The organism is Deinococcus betulae (genome assembly GCF_020166395.1).
Classification (GTDB): domain Bacteria; phylum Deinococcota; class Deinococci; order Deinococcales; family Deinococcaceae; genus Deinococcus; species Deinococcus betulae.
In genome coordinates, this window is the sequence record NZ_JAIQXU010000006.1 from 160,632 (window position 1) to 178,205 (window position 17,574).

At 69.3% G+C, this 17,574-nt stretch carries 19 protein-coding genes; 5 read left to right on the forward strand and 14 right to left on the reverse strand.

Annotated elements, in window-relative coordinates:
- Positions 1–3 precede the first annotated feature (3 nt).
- The gene (locus K7W42_RS06985) at positions 4–639 is read right to left on the reverse strand and encodes a DsbA family oxidoreductase (RefSeq protein WP_224573408.1); all 636 of its coding nucleotides are present in this window, start codon (positions 637–639) and stop codon (positions 4–6) included.
- 341 nt (positions 640–980) lie between these two features.
- Positions 981–1,442 carry a hypothetical protein gene (locus K7W42_RS06990; RefSeq protein ID WP_224573410.1) on the reverse strand — a complete coding sequence of 154 codons (462 nt, stop codon included), beginning with the start codon at positions 1,440–1,442 and terminating at the stop codon, positions 981–983.
- Between the two features lie 83 nt (positions 1,443–1,525).
- Here K7W42_RS06990 and aguB point away from each other — a divergent pair, with 83 nt between their 5' ends.
- A complete protein-coding gene (aguB, locus tag K7W42_RS06995) occupies positions 1,526–2,416 on the forward strand; it encodes an N-carbamoylputrescine amidase (RefSeq protein WP_224573412.1) in 891 nt (296 codons plus the stop codon).
- Here the strand turns inward: aguB and K7W42_RS07000 are convergent.
- Positions 2,413–3,069: a winged helix-turn-helix domain-containing protein gene (locus K7W42_RS07000; protein ID WP_224573413.1), complete on the reverse strand. Its 657-nt coding sequence runs from the start codon at positions 3,067–3,069 to the stop codon at positions 2,413–2,415. The genes aguB and K7W42_RS07000 overlap by 4 nt on opposite strands.
- Before the next feature lie 74 nt (positions 3,070–3,143).
- On the opposite strand from K7W42_RS07000, the gene K7W42_RS07005 reads away from it, so the two are divergent.
- Positions 3,144–4,370 carry a cytochrome P450 gene (locus K7W42_RS07005; RefSeq protein ID WP_224573415.1) on the forward strand — a complete coding sequence of 409 codons (1,227 nt, stop codon included), beginning with the start codon at positions 3,144–3,146 and terminating at the stop codon, positions 4,368–4,370.
- Positions 4,371–4,420: 50 nt separating this feature from the next.
- Here the strand turns inward: K7W42_RS07005 and K7W42_RS07010 are convergent, their stop codons facing one another.
- From K7W42_RS07010 to K7W42_RS07045, 8 genes are all read right to left on the reverse strand, one after another.
- Positions 4,421–5,239 carry a DUF4384 domain-containing protein gene (locus K7W42_RS07010; protein WP_224573417.1) on the reverse strand — a complete coding sequence of 273 codons (819 nt, stop codon included), beginning with the start codon at positions 5,237–5,239 and terminating at the stop codon, positions 4,421–4,423.
- A gap of 100 nt (positions 5,240–5,339) precedes the next feature.
- A complete protein-coding gene (priA, locus tag K7W42_RS07015; RefSeq protein ID WP_224573420.1) occupies positions 5,340–7,859 on the reverse strand; it encodes a replication restart helicase PriA in 2,520 nt (839 codons plus the stop codon).
- 85 nt (positions 7,860–7,944) lie between these two features.
- The gene (locus tag K7W42_RS07020; protein ID WP_224573422.1) at positions 7,945–8,490 is read right to left on the reverse strand and encodes a 3'-5' exonuclease; all 546 of its coding nucleotides are present in this window, start codon (positions 8,488–8,490) and stop codon (positions 7,945–7,947) included.
- The gene (locus tag K7W42_RS07025) at positions 8,481–9,257 is read right to left on the reverse strand and encodes a nucleotidyltransferase domain-containing protein (protein ID WP_224573423.1); all 777 of its coding nucleotides are present in this window, start codon (positions 9,255–9,257) and stop codon (positions 8,481–8,483) included. Before K7W42_RS07025 ends, K7W42_RS07020 begins: the two co-directional genes overlap by 10 nt.
- The gene (locus tag K7W42_RS07030) at positions 9,245–10,507 is read right to left on the reverse strand and encodes an AAA family ATPase (RefSeq protein WP_224573425.1); all 1,263 of its coding nucleotides are present in this window, start codon (positions 10,505–10,507) and stop codon (positions 9,245–9,247) included. The genes K7W42_RS07025 and K7W42_RS07030 overlap by 13 nt, the downstream gene beginning before the upstream one ends.
- Positions 10,504–11,340: a TIGR02452 family protein gene (locus K7W42_RS07035; RefSeq protein ID WP_224573427.1), complete on the reverse strand. Its 837-nt coding sequence runs from the start codon at positions 11,338–11,340 to the stop codon at positions 10,504–10,506. Before K7W42_RS07035 ends, K7W42_RS07030 begins: the two co-directional genes overlap by 4 nt.
- Positions 11,337–11,963 carry an RNA ligase family protein gene (locus K7W42_RS07040; RefSeq protein ID WP_224573429.1) on the reverse strand — a complete coding sequence of 209 codons (627 nt, stop codon included), beginning with the start codon at positions 11,961–11,963 and terminating at the stop codon, positions 11,337–11,339. The genes K7W42_RS07035 and K7W42_RS07040 overlap by 4 nt, the downstream gene beginning before the upstream one ends.
- Before the next feature lie 83 nt (positions 11,964–12,046).
- On the reverse strand, positions 12,047–12,922 hold the full coding sequence (locus K7W42_RS07045; protein WP_224573431.1) for a nucleotidyltransferase domain-containing protein: 876 nt from the start codon (positions 12,920–12,922) through the stop codon (positions 12,047–12,049).
- A 473-nt stretch (positions 12,923–13,395) separates the two neighbouring features.
- On the opposite strand from K7W42_RS07045, the gene K7W42_RS07050 reads away from it, so the two are divergent.
- The gene (locus tag K7W42_RS07050; RefSeq protein WP_224573433.1) at positions 13,396–14,259 is read left to right on the forward strand and encodes a metalloenzyme domain protein; all 864 of its coding nucleotides are present in this window, start codon (positions 13,396–13,398) and stop codon (positions 14,257–14,259) included.
- Between the two features lie 179 nt (positions 14,260–14,438).
- Here K7W42_RS07050 and K7W42_RS07055 read toward each other — a convergent pair whose 3' ends face one another.
- From K7W42_RS07055 to K7W42_RS07065, 3 genes are read right to left on the reverse strand one after another with little or no spacing between them, the layout of a single operon-like run.
- Positions 14,439–15,059, reverse strand: a complete 621-nt coding sequence (locus K7W42_RS07055) for a phosphoribosylanthranilate isomerase (RefSeq protein WP_224573435.1) — start codon at positions 15,057–15,059, stop codon at positions 14,439–14,441.
- Positions 15,056–15,295 carry a hypothetical protein gene (locus K7W42_RS07060; protein ID WP_224573437.1) on the reverse strand — a complete coding sequence of 80 codons (240 nt, stop codon included), beginning with the start codon at positions 15,293–15,295 and terminating at the stop codon, positions 15,056–15,058. The genes K7W42_RS07055 and K7W42_RS07060 overlap by 4 nt, the downstream gene beginning before the upstream one ends.
- 4 nt (positions 15,296–15,299) lie before the next feature.
- The gene (locus tag K7W42_RS07065; protein WP_224573438.1) at positions 15,300–15,707 is read right to left on the reverse strand and encodes a winged helix-turn-helix transcriptional regulator; all 408 of its coding nucleotides are present in this window, start codon (positions 15,705–15,707) and stop codon (positions 15,300–15,302) included.
- 78 nt (positions 15,708–15,785) lie between these two features.
- Here K7W42_RS07065 and K7W42_RS07070 point away from each other — a divergent pair, with 78 nt between their 5' ends.
- Positions 15,786–16,538 (forward strand): SDR family oxidoreductase, encoded by a 753-nt coding sequence (locus tag K7W42_RS07070; protein ID WP_224573440.1) that lies wholly within the window; start codon positions 15,786–15,788, stop codon positions 16,536–16,538.
- 51 nt (positions 16,539–16,589) lie between these two features.
- On the forward strand, positions 16,590–17,574 hold a 985-nt coding region (locus tag K7W42_RS07075; RefSeq protein WP_224573442.1), incomplete at its 3' end, for a phosphotransferase.

Sequence of the window (17,574 nt, forward strand, 5' to 3'; positions counted from 1 at the left end):
GGATTAAGCTTGCCCGCCTTTCCTGGGTGGCCGGTTTTTCGCGCGCTTGATGGTGCCAATTTCTGCCTTGCTGGTTAACACGGTGCGGTAGAGGCTCCACCAGTCGCGGGCGGCCGCAGGGTCGCGGGTGAGCGTCTCAAAGCGGTAGTACGCCGCCTCGCCGCTGGGCAGCACAAAAGTAGGCGTTCCGAACACGCCGACCTCGCGGGCGGCATCCAGCTCGGCGCGCAGGTCGGCGCGGCGGGCCTGGTCGTCGGCCAGGTCAGCGGCAAAGCGCTCCAGGTTCAGCCCGACGCTCTCAGCCGCCGCCTGAATGGTCGCTTCATCCAGCGTCCCCTTGGCTTCGTGTACGGCTCGGTACAGGGCCAAAGCGAACGCCCAGTGCGCGGCTTCCCCCTGCTGGGCGGCCGCATGTGAGGCCAGGAAAGCACGCAGGCTGCCCTGTTGGTAAGGCGTGCCTTCCCCGTGCGGCTGCTCGGTCAGGCGCCAGGTCAGCTCGGCGGCATTGTCGGCGTGGTTGCCTTCTACCAGCGAGTAATGGCGCAGCCGAAAAGGCTCGCCCTCTGCCCGCAGGACTTCGGCCAGTTCGACCCCACGCCAGGCGTAGGGGCACAGGAAATCGAAATACAGGTCCGTCATGGAGGCACGGTAGCACCCTGGCCCCGCTGGTTCAGGGTGTTGCCAGACACCTGCGCACTTGCATCAGGGATAAAGCCAGGACAGGCAAGAGTGCACCCTGTGGCGACTTGAGCCTTCCTCATGGAAGGAGCAGAGATATGGGGCCTGGGGAGAGGCTGGTTGAGGTGGGCCAGCCGCTTGAATGGGCATGAACTGAGCGCTGCACCAAATAAAAGCTGACGCACTCCGCCCGCTGAGGCTCCTCGCGCTGACCTCTGATGAGCCGTTGTCCTCGCTATCCGAAGACCGTGACCGCAGCCAGCTCTCCCGAAGACCCTTAAGTTCTGCCCGTTGACCCTGTCCTAGCGCACAACCTTGACCGTCAGTGACCGCAGAACGGGCGGAAACAAATGACGGACCTCTTCGTTTAAAGCGGCCGAATCCTGCACGAACAGCAGGCGCGCAGTGGTGCCCGCTACTCCCGCCTTGAAGGTGTAAGTCACGTCAAACCGCAGCATGGCCGGACCGCGCTCACCTTCCGCAGTGCGCTGCGTGTTCAGCAAGGTTAGGGCCGGTGGGAGACCGACCAGTGGGGCCAGCTTCCACGTCAGCGGGGTTTCAATCGTGTCCTCGAACAGGTGAACGCGCAGGGTCTCACCCACATGAACTGTCACCATCGTCTGCTCCTGCCGCAAGGCCAGGTCCACCACCCTCACCGCGTCCGTTCCAGGGCTTCCCTCAGAACCTCCCCGCGCCAGGGCACTTCCCATCACCAGCAGCGAAAGACCAGAAGCCAGGCGAACGGCAACAACCTGAGGGGCCATGCCTCACTGTAAGCCGCCCCAGTTAAGGCGCCCGGCCGAAGACGCGCACCATTGGCCCGCCTGTCATCCGCTACCGTGTCTCCATGAGCACCCCGGACACCGTGACCCTCGCCGTCGTGCAGATGCACGTCACCGATCAGCTGGACGACAATGTGGCGCGCGCCGAAGCCCATGTGCGGGATGCCGCCCAACAGGGCGCCCAGGTCATCTTGCTGCCGGAACTGTTCGAGAACCTGTATTTCTGCCAGGTCGAGCGCGAGGACTACTTTGCCCTGGCCCACCCGCAGGAGGATCACCCCTTTATCGGGCGCTTTCAGAACTTGGCCCGCGAACTGGGCGTGGTGCTGCCGCTGTCCTACTTTGAGCGCGCTGGGCAGGCGCATTACAACAGCCTGGTCTGCATTGACGCCGACGGCCGTGTGCTGGGGAACTACCGCAAAACCCATATTCCGGACGGCCCCGGCTACGAAGAAAAGTATTACTTCAACCCCGGCGATACGGGCTTTAAGGTGTGGGATACCCGCTACGGGCGCGTGGGCGTAGGCATCTGCTGGGACCAGTGGTATCCCGAAACGGCGCGCGTGATGATGCTGCAGGGCGCCGACTTCCTGCTGTACCCCACCGCCATTGGCACCGAACCCGCCGAGGTCGAGACCCCCAACAGCCATCACATGTGGCAGCGGGCCATGGTGGGCCACGCCGTCAGCAACTCCAGCTACGTGGGCGCCGCCAACCGCATCGGCACCGAAACCGTGGGCGACCTGACCCAGAGCTACTACGGGCACTCGTTTATTTCGGACTACACCGGCGCACTGGTCGCAGAATTTGGCGAGACCGAAGAAGGCCCACTGCTGCACGACCTGCACCTGAAAGAAGCCCGCAAATTCCGCGCCGGCATGGGCTTTTTCCGGGACCGCCGCCCCGAGCTGTACGGCCCGCTGCTGACCACCGACGGCGTGACGCGCCGGGGTTAAGCCTCACCGCCCCGGACCACCGGCGCCAGACCCAGCCGGTACAGGTACGGGTCTGGGCCGGTTTTGTGCAGGTAGCGGGCCAGTACGTCGCTCAGTTCGGTTTGCAGAGCCTTGGCATCCTCGCGGGTCAGCTGCAGCAGGCCCCGGTTCGCCAGCAGCGCCGGCGCCTCGGGGCGCAGCAGGTCGCGCCAGTCGAAGGTATCGGTGCCCGGCGTAATGTCCGAGACCACCTCGTCGCCGTTCACGTACAGCCGCAGGCCGATGTCCTGACGGTCCTGCACCAGCGTCAGCCCGGTCTGCACCACTGCCCGCGCGAAAGCCTCCTGAAAGCTGTGTTCGTGCAGGCCAATCAGGTCTTCCAGGCGGCTGAGCGGCGTGCAGTGATAGGGCACCACGAGGGCCTGAGCGGCCGCGCGGTAGTGGCGAACGGGGCGGCCACGCCGCGCTTCTTGCCGGACCTCCTGCACCAGGCCTGCCGCCACCAAGCGGCGCACCCGGTGATGCACAGCGTTCAGAGGCCAGCCCAGCCCGACCGTCAGCGCCGACACCGTCCAGTCCCGGCGCATCAGGGCCTCCATCACCGGCAAGTAGGTCAGGTCCAGCAGGAGTTTGACGGCGGCAGGGTCGGTGACCGGCTGGAAGATGCGCACCATAAGCCGCAGGGTACGCCAGTTCTACTCGGCGCTAGGGCTTGTGGATCGAGTAGCGGCGGGCGCAGGCTGAACCCATGACTGCTTCTCTGCCCGCCGCTGCCCAGCAAGCTGTCGCTGACCTGTGGCATCCGCAGACGGTGCCCAACCCCTACCCCGCCTACGAACGGGTGCGGGCGCTCAGCGAAGGCGGCGTGCTGACCTCGGCGCTGACGGGCGGCCAGGGGGTGTTCATCACCAGTCACGCCGTGACCAGCGCGGTGCTGCGTTCTCCGGCGGCGGTGACGGGCGCCGGGTTTGAGGGGGCCGTCGGGCTCTCGGACGGCCTGCACCTGCTCCAGCACATGATGCTGTTTCACAACGGAGCGTCGCACGCCCGGCTGCGGGGGCTGGTCTCGGCCGCCTTTACCCCGCGCGTGGTCGAGGAACAGCGCGACCTCGTGCGCGCCCTGATTGGGGAACTGCTGACCGCACTGCGCGCCCAGGGGCCGGAAGCCGACCTGGTAGAGGGCCTGGCCAATCCGCTGCCGGCGCGGGTCATCATGGGCATGCTGGGCCTGTCGGGCGAGGACGAGACCCGCTTTGTGCGCTGGTCGCAAAGCGTGGCTGACCTGCTGGGCAGTGCGGCCCAGTCTCCTGACCTGATGGCCCGCATTGACGCCGACGCCCGCGAGATGCGTGCGTATTTCCGCGACCTGGCCGACGACCTGCGCGCCCGCCCACAGCCGGGGCTGCTGTCGGCCCTGGCGGCGGTGGAAGGCGGCGGCGAGCGCCTGAGCGGCGACGAACTGCTATCCAACGCCGTGCTGCTGCTGACCGCCGGACACGAAACCACCAGCAACCTGATTCCCGGCGGCCTGCTGGAACTCTCGCGCCAGCCAGACGCCTGGGCTGCCCTGACCAAGCAGCCCCATCACCCCAATGTGGCCGACGAACTACTGCGCGTCGTTTCGCCGGTGCAGTTTGACGGCCGCCTGCTGACCGCGCCGCTGACGGTTGCCGGCCAGACCCTGCCGGGCGGCACCTACGCCTACTTACTGCTGGGCGCCGCCAACCGCGACCCCGAGGTCTTCCCCGAGCCGGGGCGCATTGACTGGACCCGGCCCAATAGTGCCCGTCACCTGGCCTTTGCAGCTGGGCCGCACTACTGCCTGGGGGCCAGCCTGGCGCGCCTGGAAATTACCGAGGTGTTTGCAGCGCTGGCCGGGCAGTTTCCGCAGATGCAGGTTGAGCCCGAGCCGCCATTTAAGCCCAACCCTGGGCTGCGCGGTCCCGCCCGCTTGCGGGTGCGCCTGGACGGCTGAACAGCAGGCCACCCCCAGCCCCTGACCGGCGGCGGCTCTGCTAGCCCTCTTTACGAGCGGCGTTCCAGCTTCACGTCAAAGCGGCGGCCCGACTTGCGCACATCCAGCGTAACCTGGCGGCTGCCGGCCGCGAAGACCCCGCTGGCGCGGTCGTCCCCGTACTGGGCTTTCACCGGCTGATACCCCGCTGCGCGCAGGCGGTCCGCATAGGCCACATAGACCTCGCTGAGGCGGGCGTCCTTATCAAAACGCACCTGGGTCTGTCGGGCGGCGGGGTCCAGCGTGGGCAGGGTGCCCAGTTTGCGCCGCGTCACGGCGTACTGCGCCGCGTCCGTGACCCAGCCCTGCACCGGCTTGACCACGATACTCAGGGCCTGGGCCAGTCCCTGCTGCCCCGTGACCTTCAGCGGCACTGCGCCGGTCTGGCTGGCCCCTGCCTGCGCCAGGTCCTGTACGTTGAGGGGCGACGGACTGGCGACGGCCAGTACGCGGTTGACCCCCTGAGGCAGCGTCAGCAGGAAGGGAGATTCGTCGCCCTTTTTGGGAAAGACGCGGGTGGTGTTGGCCTTGACGAAGTTGCCCTTGGCCTGCAGGCCGCCCCCCGCCAGCAGATTCACACGGCCCTGCGGGTCGATGTTGAAGAGGTACACGTAGGCGTCCTGATTGACGCGGGTGTAGAACTCCAGGTGATCGCTGGGCCCGTAGCTGGGCGTGCCGTTGCCCGAGGCGTCGCGGTTGGTCCGCACATTGACCTTCAGCGGGCCCTGCACCGGATTGACAATGATGCTCTGGGCGCTGAGCTGTGGGGCGGCGCTGGCCCACCCCAGCCCGGCCAGCAACAGCGAAATGGAAACTTTGAACAGTGTCATGTTCGGCAGGATGGAGGCCCGCCGTGACCACAATCTGACTGCCCGTTCAGCTGGTCTGAAGACTGGGCGGGGCAATCCCTGGACCGCCGTTTCTCCTGCCCTACAGCCCGCCTCTGGGATTCACGTCCACCCGCACCCGCGCTTTCCAGGTGCGGGAATCGAGCACGCGCAGCAGTTCGCCCAGCCGGGCCTCGTTGCGGGCGCGCAGAAAGAGGTGATAGGGGTACACGCCGCGCAGCCGCGCCACTGGGCTGGGCGCCGGGCCCAGCACTTCCTGGGCGGTGGCGCCGGCGCCGTGCAGGGCCGCCGCCAGGTCCTGTGCGGCGGCCTGGGCGCGCGCGGCCTCCCGGGCGCTGACCTCAATCTGGGCCAGGCGGGCGTGGGGCGGGTAGCCCAGGGCGGCGCGGGCCCGCTCCTCGGCGGCGGGGTAAGCCAGGACCCCCTGACCCTCGACCACGACCTTAAGGGCCGGGTGCTCGGCCTGAAAGGTCTGCACCACCAGCATGGGCGCGCGGGTGGGATGCCACTCCGTAAGCTGGCGCAGCAGGCGGTGGTAGCGTTCGGACGCCCGGAAATCGCTGACATTCAGCCAGGTGTCGGCCAGGGTCACGCCGATCAGGGCCAGATTGGGGGGCGCCTCCTGGGACAGGAGCAACTGGGTGCCCACGACCAGACCGGGTTCGCCGCTCAGCAGTGGCGTCAGGTCGTCCTGACGGTCTTTGTCCAGGCGGTAGACCGGAAAGCCGGGCAGCAGCTTGCTGGCTTCCTGGGCAATCCATTCGGTGCCGGGGCCGCGTGCCTGCCACAGGCGGTCGCCGCAGCGGTCGCAGCGGTCGGGGATGGCCTCGTGGTAGCCGCACTGGTGGCAGGTCAGCTGCCGGGTCTGCTGGTGAAAGCGCAGCGGTACGTCGCAGTGGCGGCACTGCGGCGTGTGGTCGCAGGTGGGGCAGCGCAGCAGGGCGCTGTAGCCGCGCCGGGGGGCCAGCAGCGCGGCCTGCCGTCCCCGTTCCTGCACCTGCCGCAGCAGCCGCGCCAGGTCGTGACTGAGGGGATAGCCCATGCCGCTGGTGGCCTTCAGATGCACGCCCGACAGCGGGCCCAACTCGGGCTGCTCGGGGGGGTTGGCGTAGTCCACCACATGCACGCGAGTGCGGGGCGGCGGCAACACTGCGCCGGGGTGCGGCACGCTCTCGGCAGCGGGCGCCGACCCTACGTAAGCCAGCTGCGCCTGGTGCGCCGCCGCCATGCGCGCGGCCAGATCGGGGAGAAACGCCCGGCTGCCGCTCAGCAGTTTGTGGGCGTCGCTGGCTTCTTCCAGCACCACCACCAGCCCCAGGCGCTGTAGGGGCGCCGCCAGCGCGTGCCCGCTGCCGACCACCAGCCGGGCCTCGCCCGCCCGCACCAGGGCCCAGGTGTGTTCGCGCTGGGCGTCATTCAGGCTGCCGCTGACTTGCACCGCCTGCGTGCCCGCGTGGGCCGCCAGCCCTGACAACCCGTCCCAGGCGCGGCGCAGGGTGGCGTGGTCCGGGGCCAGCACCAGCACCCCCTGGCCCTGAGCCAAGACACCCAGCACCCGGGGGGCCAGCACGCCGTACCGGGCGGAGGCCCGGCCTCCATGCAGCCGCCACACTGTCGTCTGGGGCAGGCGATCAGGGGCGCCGGCCGGAACAGTGAGGGGCACGGCCTCTGGCAGGGTAGGCGGCGGCGCCAGGATCTCTACCGTGTCCGCCCAGCCGCGCAGCGCCAGGGTGCCGGCCTGGGTCCCGGACAGCACCACGCCGTCTGCGCTGGCGCCATTGGCCCAGGCGGCATAGGAATCGGCTGGACCGTGCTCCTGCAGCCAGGTCCAGGCCTCAGGCGGCGGGGCCTCGGTGCGCACATACGCGGCCCCACCGGCGTTCAGGGCCGCCGTGACCACGCTGTTGCTCAGGCCGGCGGCCCTGGCCCAGGCGCTCAGGGTCTCGGCCGGACCGTGCTCGCGCAGCCAGGCGCAGGCCTGGGCCTGCTTGGGAGTCAGGTGCGGGGGCACCTCGGCCGCCGCTTGAAGAACCGTCACGCTCCGCGAGGCGGGCGGCACCACGTCCAGCGCGCGGGCCTCCACAACTGTTTTCAGGCGCGGCTGTGGCGTGAAACGCTCGTCCAGCAGCCCCTGTTCGCGGATGGCGTCTAGCAGGACTGGGGCGAAGGCGGCCGCGTCGGTCCAGCGGGGGCCGGGGACTTTGCGGGCGAAGGGGCTGAGGTCCGCGTCCTCAACGGCCCGCACGAGATGGGTGCAGGCCGCCTCCCAGCCCACGCCCAGCAGGTCACCCCAGACCAGCCCCGCCGGCAGCCGGGCGTCGCGCGCCCAGTCACTCAGGCCGGTCACGGTGGCGGGCGGTACCCAGGGGCCGGCAGGGTCATCCAGCACATGCACGGCTTCGCGCAGACGGTGGGCGCCGCGTCCATCGCCGGCCCCCACCACCAGCCCCACCATCAGGTCGCCGCGCCACGGCACCAGTACCCGGCAGCCCAGCGGCGCCGGCCCTGTCCAGCCGTGCAGCGGCGCAAAATCGCACGCCACAACCGGCAGATTCACGGCCACCAGCCACGAACCGGAAGAGGGAGCGGCGGCCGGGGTCACACAGCTTAGGCTAGCGTGAAGCCGGAGCGGCGGCGGTAAGCCGGGCCCTTGACGGCGGGGCCACGGGGCCTCCGCAGAGGCGGACTTAACTTGGCCAGTGGCCCCCCCGCACCAGCCCGGCCACCAGCGCCGCAATGTTCCAGGCGTCGTCCACGCCCCGGTGGTGGCGGCCTTCTAACGGCAAGCCTGCGTGGGCCAGCGCCTGCGCCATGCCGGGCCGTCTTTTCAGGCCGTGGGCCTCGGTGTAGACCTTCTTGGCGTTCGTGTGACGGGAGCTGAAGGGGTACGGCACCCCGGACACAGCGCACTGCCCCTGAAACTGCTTGCGGTCGTAGTCGCCCCAACTGGCCCAGGGCCGGGAATCGGCATGGAACTCGCGGCGCAGGGTCTCGCAGGCCTCTCGGAAGCTCAGGCCTTCCGACACCGTTTCCGGCGTCAGGCCCGTCAGCTCGGTGCAAAAGGCGCCCACAGCCGAGCGCTCCGGCCGCACCAGCAAGGCGCGGCGCTCCACGCGCTCTAGGGTGGTCAGGTCCAGCACGCACACGCCCACTTCAATGATCTCGTTCACCTGGCCGGGCGGCGGTGGGCCAGCCCAGCAGGTCGCCTCCACATCAATGACGTTCAGGAGCACGGCAGTTCTCCCAGGCGCACTGCGACCACCCAGTCGCTGACCGCGCGGCGCACCTCTTCAGGGACGGCCCCAGGCAGCTGGGTCGTGGTCTGCGCGTCTTCAAGCAGGGCAACCAGCCGCTGGTGTTCGGCGTGGTAGGTCTCCAGCGGAGCAGGTAGAGGCTCAGCTTCGTGCCCACCGCGCTTCAGGCCCAGCAGGTCGGTCAGGAACGGCAGGCGGGCATCCTCGTTCAGCCGCTCTAGATTGGCTTCTACTTCGCCGGTTTTCAGCAGATGCAGACCTGTTAGCACGGTGCGAAAGGCGTACAGCAGCGGCTTGACACGCGGCACAGCCTCTTTTTCCAGCAGGCGCCACTGGTTGGCTGTAAAGCCCAGGTAGTGGTGGGCATGGTGGCGGGTCAGCACCCCCGGTGCCAGTGCCCGCAGCGACGCATGGGCAGGCGAGGTGTGAATGATCAGCGGCGAGAGCAGCTGCTCCAGCACGTACCCGTTGCGCTTCAGCAGCAAGCCCGCAAACTTATGGGCGTCGTGGGTCACGAGATCAAGCTCGACCGTGCCGTCGTTCTGGTCCAGCGTGTGGGTTTCGGCCTGGGCCTCTAGCCCCAAGACCTCGCGCACGCCCAGCACATGCACGCCGCGCAGGTCCCAGTCGCTGTCAGCGCTGGGAAAGCCGTACAGATGCGCGCCACTGACCGTGGCAAAGACCAGCGGCCAGGGGTGGTCGGCGGCGGCCGCCGTCAATTGAGAGGGAAAGGTCACAACGTCCATGATTCTCCTTCCGGGCCACGCAGGATGACCTCGTGGGCCTCGGTGACGTCGGGAAAGTCCAGTGCGCGGAACTGGTCGGCCAGCACGGCGGCGGGCACTGGACGCTCGCGGGCGGCGTTGCGAGCGGCCGCCAGCCGGGGCGGCGTCCAGGCCACCACAATGCGGGTCAGAGCGCCGTAATCGCGGCCCAGCCCTAGCACCCCCGCGCGGCCGTCACGGCGCAGGCTGGTGGCGTCCCAGACCACATGGGCCTGACGGCGCAGCCCAGCGCGCAGGGCCTCGCGGGCGGCCTGCATGACCTGGCCACCCACCTTGGCATCGTGGCGGCCTCCGCCCAGCTGCGCGCGTAGGGCGTCCAGACTGACCACCTCGGCACCCGTAAACTCGGCGGCCAGGCTGCTTTTGCCGCTGCCACTGGGGCCGCACAGCACAGTCAGTTGCGGAAAGCCGCGCCGGGCGGCGTCCTGCACCCGTGCCGCCGCTTCGTGGGGGGTATGGATGAGGCCCGCCGTCCAGTCCGCCCAGCCGCGTCCGGTCGCCAGCGCCAGCAGGTCGGGGGAGGCCCCTTGCAGCAGGGCCGCCACCTCGGCCTGGAAGGTCGCCAGAGGGTTGGCCCCGTCCCAGACGCCCAAGTCCTGCGCGGCCAGGTCCAGCAGGTCGGCGGTGTCCTCGCCGCGCGCCGCGTCGCCACTCAGGACCACGCGGCCACGGGCGTCGGCGCGGGCCAGCTGGGTCAGGGCCGGCAGCGGCACCCGCCGGGCCAGGGCGGGCACGCCCCGCGCCCAGTCCCCCTCCAGCGCCCGGTGCAGGCTGTGGTGTTCGGCGACCAGCGGCAGCACTTTTAGCAGCAGGTCGGGCGGCAAACCCGCGTCCAGCAGCCGGAACGACAAATAGTCCCGGCCGCGCCGCGCGTGTCGGGGCGAACGGATGCGGAGGGCGCCGTTCTCGTCCTCTTCCTCACGGGTGGTCAGCGCCTTGCCCACATCGTGCAGGGCCGCGGCCAGGATGAGGGCGGCGCGGTCGTCGCCCCGCAGGTCTGCGGCGTCGGCCAGCTCATGAGTGCGCTCTACCACCAGCGCGCTGTGGGCTGCCACCGACCCTTCCGCGTGCCACTGGGGGTCCTGGGGTGTGCCCGGCAGGCGGGCCAGCAGGGGCAGCACGGGCGTCAGGGCGGCACTGATGGTCTCAAAGTGCAGCGGCCGGCCTTCCCCAATCAGGGGCAGGAGGTCAGGCAGGGTCAGGGCGCTCATCGGCTGTCCAGTGCCGCCCGGAACGCCCGCAGGGTGGACTGTCCCGGCTGCCGGTCATAGACCGCGAAGGTCACCCTCTCGAAGGAACCGTGGGCTTCCGTCTCCAGCAGCTCACGGAAGGTGGTCGCCACCTCGGCCGGGTCATTCTGAAACACGCCGCAGCCCCAGGCGCCCAGCACCAACCGGGTCTGTCCCGTCAGGGCCGCCGCTCCCAGCACCAACGCGGCGCGGCGGCGCAGCACCGGGAGAACCTCCGCCTGGCGCCCCGGTTCGTTCTGGGCCACGGCGCCGGCATTGGGGGCGGGGGCCGTCACGACGTTCACCAGCACGGGCTGGGGCAGCAGCGCGCCTTCATCGTCCCGGAAGACCGTCACCTGGGGGCTGTAAATCAGATGGTCGGTGTACAGCGTGGACTGCTCGTGGCGGTTGGCGGCATAATAGCCCGCCACCTGCGGCTGGGTCAGCGACAGGTAGAGGGCGCTGCACCGGCACAGGTCTTCTTCCTGCGACAGGCTGCCCTTCAAAAAGCCGTCGCCAGGGTTCCGCGCCGAGGCAAAGTTGAGAGCCAGCACGTCATGGCCCTGGGCACGCAGGCGCCGGGCCGCTGCAAAGGTGGTTTCGCCCGTGACCTCAGTCTGGGTAGAAAACTGATCGCGCCGCTCGTGCAGGGCCGCCCGCAGCAGTGGAGCGTCGGCCGGCCTGAACAGGCGGGTGCCCTCCAGCAGGGGGCGCAGGTCGGGGAGGCTCACCCGCTCTTCTCCGGCCAGATATCCACCCTGGTCCAGCAGGCGCAGCGTGTCCTGGGCCATCTGAACTCGGCCCGCACTGTTCATGCCTCCCCCTTCAGGCCGTTGGCCTCCACAGGTTTGCTCAGCCAGTGGGCGTCCGTCTGGACGTGGTCACGCCGCACCCACTTGGCCACGCGCCGCCCGAACTCGGCGTAAGGCACGGCGCCGGTCACGCGCACCACATAGCCTTCCATCTGGTCCGTGTCAATGGTCAGTGCCCGCAGCGCCGCCTCGTCCCACGGGCCCCGGTACAGCTCGCGTGGGGTGGGCAGCGACAGGCGCGCCGCCCAGGCCCGCACCTCGTCCCAGGGCCGCGAGATATTCTCGTCGTCCCAGACTGAGAACAGGTAGAAGTAGCCGTCCAGCGCCTCGTAGCGCAGGCTGTGAACGGCGTACACGTTCTCGCCGCACAGCCGCCAGCCGGGCGGAATCTCGTGCCCGATGCGGCCCCGCTCGGCCTTCACCCAGGTGCGCGACGGGTGGGGCCGCGTGTCCAGGCTGCGGGCGTGCAGGTCGCCCCGGTAGAGGCTGGTGTTTTCGCCGTCCAGTTTCTCGGTCACCACGACCTCCTGCCCGGCCAGGCCAGAGAGGTCAGGAATGCGGCGGTCGTCGTTTTGCAGTCCGGGCGACCAGGGCAGGTGGGGGGTAGAGGGGTATTTGGTTCGCATCGGGGATCACTGAGGGGAAGGCTAGCGGAGGAGCAGAGTCCCACACATCGGCCAGAAATGAACTTGGGGCCAGGTGTTCTGGCCTACCAGTCCACTGCCGCGCGCCGCGCCATCCGCAGCCACGCCTCTACCGCAGCCACGTCCGGCCCCTCTGGCAGGCGGGTCTGCGCGGCGGCCTGGTCAAAGTCGCGCTGAAGGGCGGCCCGCCAGCGGTCAGCCTCGGGCCAGCCCATTTGCCCGGTTTTGACTGCCAGCAGGGCGTCCCGGTGTTCGCTCACGTCCACCAGCACCTCGCCGGTTCGCAGTGTGTGGGTCCCGCTGAGCAGCAGACGCAACAGATGAACCGCGTGTTTCAGCCTTACCTCACCGTGCGTGCGCTGCTCATTGTCGAGGCGGCGAAACTGGGCCTTTACGTACTCGCCGTAGGTCTGCGCGATGCGGCGGCTTAGGAAGGCCCCTCTGATCTCCAGCAGGGCCTGGGCCAGTGGCGTAACCGTCACCGGCAGGGGCGACGCCAGCACCTCCAGCACGTTGGGGTTAGCCTTCAGCGCCAGCAGCACGAATTTACGCGCCTCCCAGTACACCTCTTCCACACCCGTGCGGGCATATTCCAGTTGGGGCGGCGGGTCACTCAAGCCCCAGTGCAGCCGGGCGGGCGGCAGGTAAAAGCCGCGCAGGTCGGTGTCGGAGGTGTCTGTCGAGAGACCGAACGCCCGGCTGCCCATCATGCAGGCGTACTGCACAAAGGGGCGCAGGGCTTCGTGGTCGGCTGGGGGAAGGTCGGTGCCGGTGACTTTCAGGTGAACGCGGTTGACCTTGACGAGCTGCCCGTCAACTTTCACCCCATAGACGCTGCCGGCCTGGGGCGAGTGGACAATGGTGCCGGCCGTCCCTGCTGGAAAGCCGCCCTGCGGCGTGTGGAGGGTAACGGCGGTGCCGGGCGGCAGGGGGCGACTCATGGGCGCAGAGTAGAGTTCTGCAGCCGGGCAGAGCATCCGCCAAAGCCCCAGTGACCCGGTACGCTGACCGCCTGCTGCGCCCCACCTCATCTCAGCGTTCTGGTGTCCGATAGGGCCCGTTGGCCCGCGCCCTGGCGTTGTACCTCATGCCGGGGCTGCCCATTCTCGTAGACGCCGACCCCACGCAAGGCCATATGGACATCACTGTGGGCGGCCTGCGGGTCGTCTGGGGAACCGAGGGGCACTGATGGAGAGCCCGAACCCGGACTGGGTCAGGCTCGCTGGGGAGGGCCGTCTGGACGCTGCAAACCGAGACCCTGACGGGTGGCGAGGCAGCGAGTTGCCGACCACGCCGCCCCTGACCTTTTCGGCGCCCCCAGGGCCAGCGCTCCGTCACCATCACCAACCCCGACGGCACCACACTGGCTGTCTTTGCCTGGTTGTAACGCGCGCCGCCGCCTATCCTCTCTTCCATGACCGGACTCGTGTGGCTGGCGCTGGACGGAGTGGGCCACCCGCAAGACGCGCCGCCAGGGTCGGTGTGGGACCAGGAGCTGCCTACTCTGCGCCCCCTGGTGGACGCAGGGCGGGCGCTGGACGCGGCGCTGGGCGTACCCGGCCTGCCGCAGTCAGGCACCGGGCAGACCTGCTGGCTGACCGGAGAAAACGCTGTGGCCCTGATGGGCGAGCATTTTGGGCCGCATCCCGGCCCCACCCTGCAAGCGCGGCTGCGTGAAGCCTCCCTGCCCGCGCGGCTGGTGCGCGCCGGGGGCCGGGTCGCCTTAGCCAACCACTACGTCCCCGCCTACCTGGAGGCCGCCGAAGCCGGGGGCCGGCGCAACCGCCTGGGCTGTTTTCCTTTCGCCTTCCGCGCCGCAGGCCTGCCCCTGAATCCCCCCGGCGTGCCCCTGGTGGGGCCGACCCTGGGCCTGAACTTCGCCGCGCCCTGGGGCGAGGTGACGCCGCTTCACGCCACCGCACACCTGGGCGAGGCGCTGGGCCGGGCCGCCGCCCACTTTGACCTGCTAGCCGTGGACCTGTGGTTCGGTGACCTGCTGGGGCACGAAGGCCGCCCGGCCACTCCGCCCGAGGTGACCCAGGCGGGCCGGGCCTACCTGCGCCGGGTGGACGCCCTGCTGCGGGGCCTGCTAGAGACCGGCGCGCGGGTGGTGCTGAGCAGCGATCACGGCAACCTGGAAGACCTGCGCGTTAAGGCCCACACCACCGCGCGCGTGCCGTTTGCTGGAGTCGGGGTAGCGGTGGGCAGCGCCGAGACCATCGTTGACGGCGGACGGCGCCTGGCCCAGTGCGTGGGCCTGCCCCCCAACCCTCTTTGAGTCAAAGATTCTTCGGTCCAAAGTTATCCACAGGTTTATCCACAGGCGCTGTGGACAAGCTGCGGCGAAGGGCTATCCCTTCTGTCGAGAGGGATAGTCTAGACCCTGTCACAGACAGGTTTTTCAACGCAAAAAGCCCTGTGTTCCACGGCTTCCAAAGTTATCCACAGCCCCACGTTTCACTGTGGATAACTGGCTTGGATAGACCGGGCTGCCTGTACAAAAGCCCGCACGGCGGCGGCATCTTTCAGACCAGGTCGGGCTTCCAGACGGCTTACGGCGTCCACCCCGGCGGGCCCCAGCACCCCGATGGCCTGCGCCACGTTCTCTGGCCCCAGCCCCCCCGCCAGCCAGGCTCCGGCCGGAAAATCGGCCTTCAGCGCAGCCCAGTCCAGGGGCACGCCGCCGCCCGGCTCGGGAGCGTCCAGCATCAGGGTGACGCGGGGGTCGGTCCTCCACATGTGGGCAGCCTGGGCCAATTCGGCGGGGCGCACCACACGCAGAACGGGATAATACGCGGCGACCCCTTCCACGTAAAGACTTGACAAAGGACCGTGCAGTTGCACGGCACTCAGGCGCGCGGCGTCGGCCACACGCAGCACCTCGTCCAGCCCCTGCCCCAAAAACACCCCCACGCGGGCCACGGTTGGGCCGACGCTCAGGCCCGCCTCGCGCGCGGCCTGGGGCGTGACCAGCCGCCTGCTGACCGGCGCAAAGATAAAGCCCAGGGCGTCGGCGCCGGCATCGGCGGCCAGCACAGCGTCGCGCACGCTGGTGGTGCCGCAGACCTTGACCTTCATTCGCCCCTGGCCTCCAGCTCGGCCACTCGCGTCTCCAGCGCGCGCACCTGGCGGGTCAGCGCCAGCAGCAGCAGGGCATAGTGGTCGTACAGCTTGGGGCGCTCCATGCGGGTCTCGCCGGACAGCCAGGCCGAGAGCAGCCCCTCGGCCTCCTGCAAGACCTCGGCGTCGGGCACGTCACGGTAGCTGCGGCTGCCCAGAATCTCGCGGGCGAAATTCAGTTCACGGTCACTCATGGCCCTATTCTTGCGCGTCTGCTTTCCCGGCCGTGAACGCGGCGCGGGCGGCCATCACGGCGGCGTGGTGGGCCTCGGCCCAGAGCCACACCGGGCAGAAGGCTTCACTCAGGCTCAGGCCCAGCGGGGTCAGGGTGTAGTCCACCCTGGGCGGAATCACCGGATGAACCCTGCGGCTCAGCAGCCCGTCGTATTCCATCTGGCGCAGCGTCTTGGTCAGCATCTTCTGGCTGATGTCGCCCACACGCTCGCCCACCTGGGTAAAGCGCAGGGTGCCGTGTTCCTCAAGCACTTCCAGAATGAGCAGCGTCCACTTGTCGGCCACCCGGCCCATCATCTCGCGCACCAGGGCCTCTACCTCGGGCGAGGTCTGGGGCCAGGCTTCGCCCCGCACAGCCTCATGACTTTCCATAGGGAGACTATAGAACTTTCGGATGCCTACTTTCCAAAAGAGAGTAAGAGGACTAGGGTACGGCAGGAGGTTTCAACCATGCAGAGCAACGGCAATACCATCCTCGTCACAGGCGGCAGCAGCGGCATTGGACTGGCCCTGGCGCTGGCCCTTCAGGCGCGCGGCAACACGATGCTCGTGACTGGGCGCCGTCAGGCGCAGTTGGACGCCCTGACCGCCGCCCATCCTGGCCTGCACGCCTATTCACTGGACATCACCGACCCGGCGGCCATTGCGGCGCTGGCCGAGCAGGTTACCGCTGACCACCCAGCGCTGAACGTGCTGATCAACAACGCTGGGATCATGGTGGCGGAGGACCTCCTCACCCTGCCAGACACCGCCACCGCCGAGGCGACGGTAGAGACCAACCTGCTGGGGCCCATCCGGCTGACCCACGCCCTGCTGCCTCACCTGCTGCGGCAGGCCCGTCCTGTGGTGGTCAACGTGACTTCCGGCCTGGCCTCGGTGCCGCTGGCGGCTACACCCACCTACAGCGCCACCAAGGCCGCGCTGCACTCCTATACCCAGTCGCTGCGCTGGCAGCTGCGGCACACCGCCGCCCAGGTGATTGAACTGGCGCCGCCCCAGGTCGCCACCGAACTGATGCCCGGCGGCAGCACCCGCCCCACCGCCATGCCGCTGGACGAGTTTATCCGCGAGACGCTGGCGCTGCTGGACGCCCAGCCGGGCGCCACCGAACTGCTGGTGGAGCGCGTCTTGCCGCTGCGCCGCGCCGGGGCCAGCGGCACCTACGACGCGGTGTTTCAGGCCCTGAACAGCAGCCAGGGTTGACTCCGCCACCTGGCAGACGCCAGAGGGCTCGGCCGCATGCCAGCCTGAGGCATGTCCTCTTCTCCGCCGCGCCGCCTGACCACGCTGCACCTGCTGCTGACCGCGCCCGGCGACGACCGGGTGGCCCACCACACGCTCTGCATGAACACGATGACCTATTACGGCGAACACGTCCCTGACGCGGCGCGGGCCGCCGGGGTGCAGGGCACGCTGGGCCGCCGCCTGGCCTTTACCGCTCAGGGCGAGGTGGAGGGGGTGCGGCGCAGCGAGTGCGTGTGGCACCTGCACAGCGCCGCGCCGCTGGGGACAGAAGCGAAGCGGCCCGCCGACCAGCCTGAGGCCCTGAGGCCCTGGGCTGAAGCCGCCCTCAGTGCCCACACCCCGGCCCGCGCGCCCTGGTTTCAGGCCGGCTGGCAGGAGGGCGCCCTGGCGTGGCTGGATGAGGAACTGGCCGCCCAGGAGCTGACACGCACCGCCGCGCCGCAGGTGCTGAAGCACTGGCAAATCAGCCTGCTGTGGCGGGTGCCTACAGACAGGGGGAAGGTGTATTTCAAGGCCGTACCCTCCTTTTTTGCCCGCGAAGTCAGCGCCACCCCGGTCCTGGCGCGCGAGGTGCCCGGCGCGGCGCCCCCGGTGCTGGCCGCCGACCAGGAACGCGGGTTTTTGCTGCTGGCCGACAGTGGCGAGGCAGAACCGGGTGACCTGACGGGCGTGATGCAGCATCTGGCTGCGGTGCAGAGGGCCAGCCTGCCGCTGCTGCCCGCGCTGGAACTGCGGGACCGGGGGCCGGCGTACCTGCGGGCCTGGCTGCCGCGCCTGCTGAGCGATGAAACGTTGCTGACCGGTCAGGACGGCGGGTTCACGCCGCAGGAGGCCGCCCTGCTGCGCGCGCGCCAGGCCGAACTGGACGCGGCGCTGCTTCGGCTGGCCGCCAGCCCTCTGCCGCTGACCCTGGGCCACGGCGACCTGCACAGCGGCAACGTGACGGCGCATGGCGCTCAGGTGACTCTGCTGGACTGGTCAGACATCTGCCGGA